The organism is Acidovorax sp. KPB24-03, from assembly GCF_057546605.1.
Genome location: NZ_BAAJYR010000384.1, coordinates 1 through 3,308 on the forward strand (window position 1 = coordinate 1; position 3,308 = coordinate 3,308).

The following is a 3,308-nucleotide window of genomic DNA, read 5'->3' on the forward strand; positions in this document are numbered from 1 at the left end:
GGCGGCGCCCGCGGCCTGCAGCTCGGCCGCGGCGGCGTCGAGCGCGTCCTGCTGCACGTCCACCAGCACGAGGTTCATGCCCCGCTGCGCGCCGATGCGCGCGCATTCGAGGCCGAAGCCCGATCCCGCGCCGGTCAGTACCGCCGTCTTGCCCTGGAACGATTCGATCATGCCGATGTCTCCGTTTTCTTGAGTACGTAGCCGATGCGGGGGAAATGCACGTGCAGCGCGCCCGCCCGCGCGTCGGTGCGGGCCAGCGTGTAGCGCGTGCGCGTGGCGGCCACGAGCGTGCCCTCGGTCGGCTCGGTGCCGAAGGTCTCGGCGGCGATGGTGACGGCGCTGCCCAAGGGAATGCCATGCTCGTCCTGGAACGGCTCCGGCGGCAGCGGCAGGGGCTCGGCCGCCGCAGCCACGGCGATCGCGTCCTGCGCGTTGAATTTTTCCATGCGGCCGTGGCCCAGGGCGGCGATGCGGTCCATCCACTCGGTGACCGCGGGCGTGGCGGCGAAGATCTCGGCCATCACCGGCACGCAGGTGCGCGTGAACCACAGCGGGTGGTAGGCGGCGAAGTCGGCCACGCACGGCTCGGCGCCGAACAGGAACTCGTGCTCCTCGGCCATGTGCGCGATGCGGCGCAGGTACGAGCGGTAGGCCGCCGTGGCATCGTGCGGGCGCAGGCGGTTCATGCCGGCGCTCATGGCTTTGCGGTCCTCGCCGAAGGCCTGGGCGGCCGCGGGCGGCAGGTTGGCGAACAGCACAGCCGCGCCGCGCGGCTGCAGGTTGTAGGCCATGGCGGCCCAGAACAGCGTGGTGTCGGCCCATTGCGCGAACACGCGCGAGACGCCCTTGAGGTGCGGCGGGTACAGCACCGGCTCGGGCTGGGCGTGCTCCAGCACGTCGCAGATCAGCGCGGTGTCGCAGTAGATGTCGGCCCCCACCTGCAGGAAGGGCGTGCGGCGGTAGCCGCCCGTGAGCGCGAGCACGTCGGGCTTGGGCGCGACGCTGGGCACGATGACCGACTTCCAGGCCAGTTGCTTGAAGCCCAGCACCGCGCGGATCTTTTCGGAGAACGGCGACGAGGGGTAGTGGTGAAGGATCAGCGCGGACATGAACGATCTCCTGGCCAGTGGTGGCTGCTGCGTGCGGGCCGCCGGGCCGTCAGGCGGGGCTCCACAGCATTTCGATGTGGGGGATGTTGTCTTCGAGGTACTCCGCCGAGACGGCCACGAAGCCCATCTCGCCGTAGAAGCGCTGCAGATGCGCCTGCGCGCTGATGCGCACCGCGCGGTCCGGCCAGGTGGCCTGCGCGCGCGCCAGGCCCTCGCGCACCAGGGCCCAGCCCATGCCGGTGCCCCGCGCCTCGGGCGCGACCACCACGCGGCCGATGGAGGGCTCCACGTAGTGCACGCCGGGGTCGGTCAGCCGCAGGTAGGCCTGCAGGTCGCCCGCGCCGCCGCGGCCCAGCAGGTGCCAGGCGGTCTTGTCGGCCTCGTCGGGGTCTTGGTAGGGGCCCTGCTCCAGGATGAACACGCGGCAGCGCAGCGCCAGCGCATCGTGCAGCGCGTGCACGCCCATGTCGTCGAAGCGGGCCCAGGTCCAGTGCAGCGCCATCGTCAGACGAGCTTGACGAGCTGCTTGCCGAAGTTCTTGCCCTTGAGCAGGCCCAGGAAGGCCTCGGGCGCCGCGGCCAGGCCCTCGGCGATGGTCTCGCGCGGGCGCAGTTGGCCGGAGCCGACCAGCGTGCCGAGTTCCTTGAGCGCCTCGGGCCAGATCTCCATGTGCTCGCTCACGATGAAGCCTTCGATCTTCATGCGGTTCACCAGGATCAGCGCGGGGTTCTGCAGCGGCAGCGGCTGGCCGTCGTAGCCGGCGATCATGCCGCACACGGCCACGCGGGCGAAGGCGTTGGCGCGCAGCAGCACGGCGTCGAGGATGTAGCCGCCCACGTTCTCGAAGTGGCCGTCAATGCCGTCCGGGCAAGCTTCCTTCAGGGCTTTGGACATGGCCTTGAGGTCGCCGTGCTCGCGGTGGTCGATGCAGGCGTCGAAGCCCAGTTCCTCGGTCGCGTACTTGCACTTTTCCGGGCCGCCGGCAATGCCGACCACGCGGCAGCCGCGGGCCTTGGCCAGCGCGGCGAAGGCACTGCCCACCGCGCCGGTGGCCGCGCTCACCACCACCGTTTCACCGGCCTTGGGCGCGATGATCTTCACCAGGCCGTACCAGGCGGTCACGCCCGGCATGCCCACGGCACCCAGGTAGTGCGACAGCGGCACGTGGGTGGTATCGACCTTGCGCAGCATGCCGGGGGCGTTGCCATCGACCACGCTGTACTGCTGCCAGCCGCCCATGCCGACGACCTTATCGCCCACGGCGAACTTCGGGTGGCGGCTTTCGGCCACCTCGCCCACCGTGCCGCCGATCATCACCTCGCCCAGCGGCTGGCTGGCCGCGTAGCTCTTGCTGTCGTTCATGCGGCCGCGCATGTACGGGTCCAGGCTGAGGTAGTGGTGGCGCACCAGCACCTCGCCGTCCTTCAGGGCCGGCGTGTCGGTGGTCACCCGCTTGAAGTTGCTGGTGGCGGCTTCGCCCTGCGGGCGGTTGTCGAGCAGGATCTGTTCGTTGCTGGGCATGTTGGACTCCTTGGGTTGACTATTGTTTTGATAGCAGCATGCCGGCGTTTTCATTGCGCTGGCAGGCGATAGGGCTCCGAACCCTGGCGGGTTGGCGGCGGGTGGGTCAATCGGTGGGCAGTGCGCCTTCCGTGGCGCCCGCGCCGTCGGGTGCGCCGGGCGTAGCGGGCTTGCGCCGCACGTACTTGAAGGTGCCGGTGGCATGGCAGCACACGCGGCCTTCCGCATCGGTGACCGTGCCTTCGGTGAAGGCCATGGACACGGTGCGGTGGATGAGCCGCCCCCGCGCCACCAGCGGACCGCGCGCGGGCTGCATGAAGCTGGTCTTCATCTCGATGGTGACGACGCCGAAGTCGGGCGTGTCGCTGCGCGCCGCCGTGGCCATGGCCACGTCCAGCAGCGTCATGGAGGCACCGCCATGCGTGACGTCGAACGAGTTCATGTGCTCCGGCCGCGCTTCATAGTGCAGCTCGGACGAGCCACCCTTCATGTGGTGCAGCGTGAACCCCAGCTCATCGACAAAAGGAATTTCGACACCAAAACTCAGCACAGGGCACTCCAGGAATCATTGGAAAGACGAAAAGCATAGCCACGAAAACACACCGCCCGCCTCACCAGCGCCGCCGAGGGGTAGCGGAGGTTTCGCCGCCGGGCCGCCCCAAGGCGAAACACGCCCCC

At 69.6% G+C, this 3,308-nt stretch carries 5 protein-coding genes; all 5 read right to left on the reverse strand.

Features of this window, described 5'->3' with window-relative positions:
* On the reverse strand, positions 1 to 171 hold a 171-nt coding region (locus AC27KI_RS21315; RefSeq protein ID WP_487115708.1), incomplete at its 3' end, for an SDR family NAD(P)-dependent oxidoreductase.
* The gene (locus AC27KI_RS21320; RefSeq protein WP_284427143.1) at positions 168 to 1,109 is read right to left on the reverse strand and encodes a glutathione S-transferase family protein; all 942 of its coding nucleotides are present in this window, start codon (positions 1,107 to 1,109) and stop codon (positions 168 to 170) included. The genes AC27KI_RS21315 and AC27KI_RS21320, both read right to left, overlap by 4 nt.
* A gap of 49 nt (positions 1,110 to 1,158) precedes the next feature.
* Positions 1,159 to 1,611, reverse strand: a complete 453-nt coding sequence (locus AC27KI_RS21325; RefSeq protein WP_487115706.1) for a GNAT family N-acetyltransferase — start codon at positions 1,609 to 1,611, stop codon at positions 1,159 to 1,161.
* A 2-nt stretch (positions 1,612 to 1,613) separates the two neighbouring features.
* Positions 1,614 to 2,630 carry an NADP-dependent oxidoreductase gene (locus tag AC27KI_RS21330; RefSeq protein WP_317357627.1) on the reverse strand — a complete coding sequence of 339 codons (1,017 nt, stop codon included), beginning with the start codon at positions 2,628 to 2,630 and terminating at the stop codon, positions 1,614 to 1,616.
* 106 nt (positions 2,631 to 2,736) lie between these two features.
* Entirely contained in the window at positions 2,737 to 3,180 is a 444-nt protein-coding gene (locus tag AC27KI_RS21335; protein WP_487090672.1) for a PaaI family thioesterase, read from the reverse strand.
* Between the last annotated feature and the right edge of the window lie 128 nt (positions 3,181 to 3,308).

Coding starts and splice junctions, on each gene's coding strand:
- AC27KI_RS21320 (WP_284427143.1), bottom strand. CDS start 1,109: ATGTCCGCGCTGATCCTTCACCACTACCCCTCGTCGCCGTTCTCCGAA.
- AC27KI_RS21325 (WP_487115706.1), bottom strand. CDS start 1,611: ATGGCGCTGCACTGGACCTGGGCCCGCTTCGACGACATGGGCGTGCAC.
- AC27KI_RS21330 (WP_317357627.1), bottom strand. CDS start 2,630: ATGCCCAGCAACGAACAGATCCTGCTCGACAACCGCCCGCAGGGCGAA.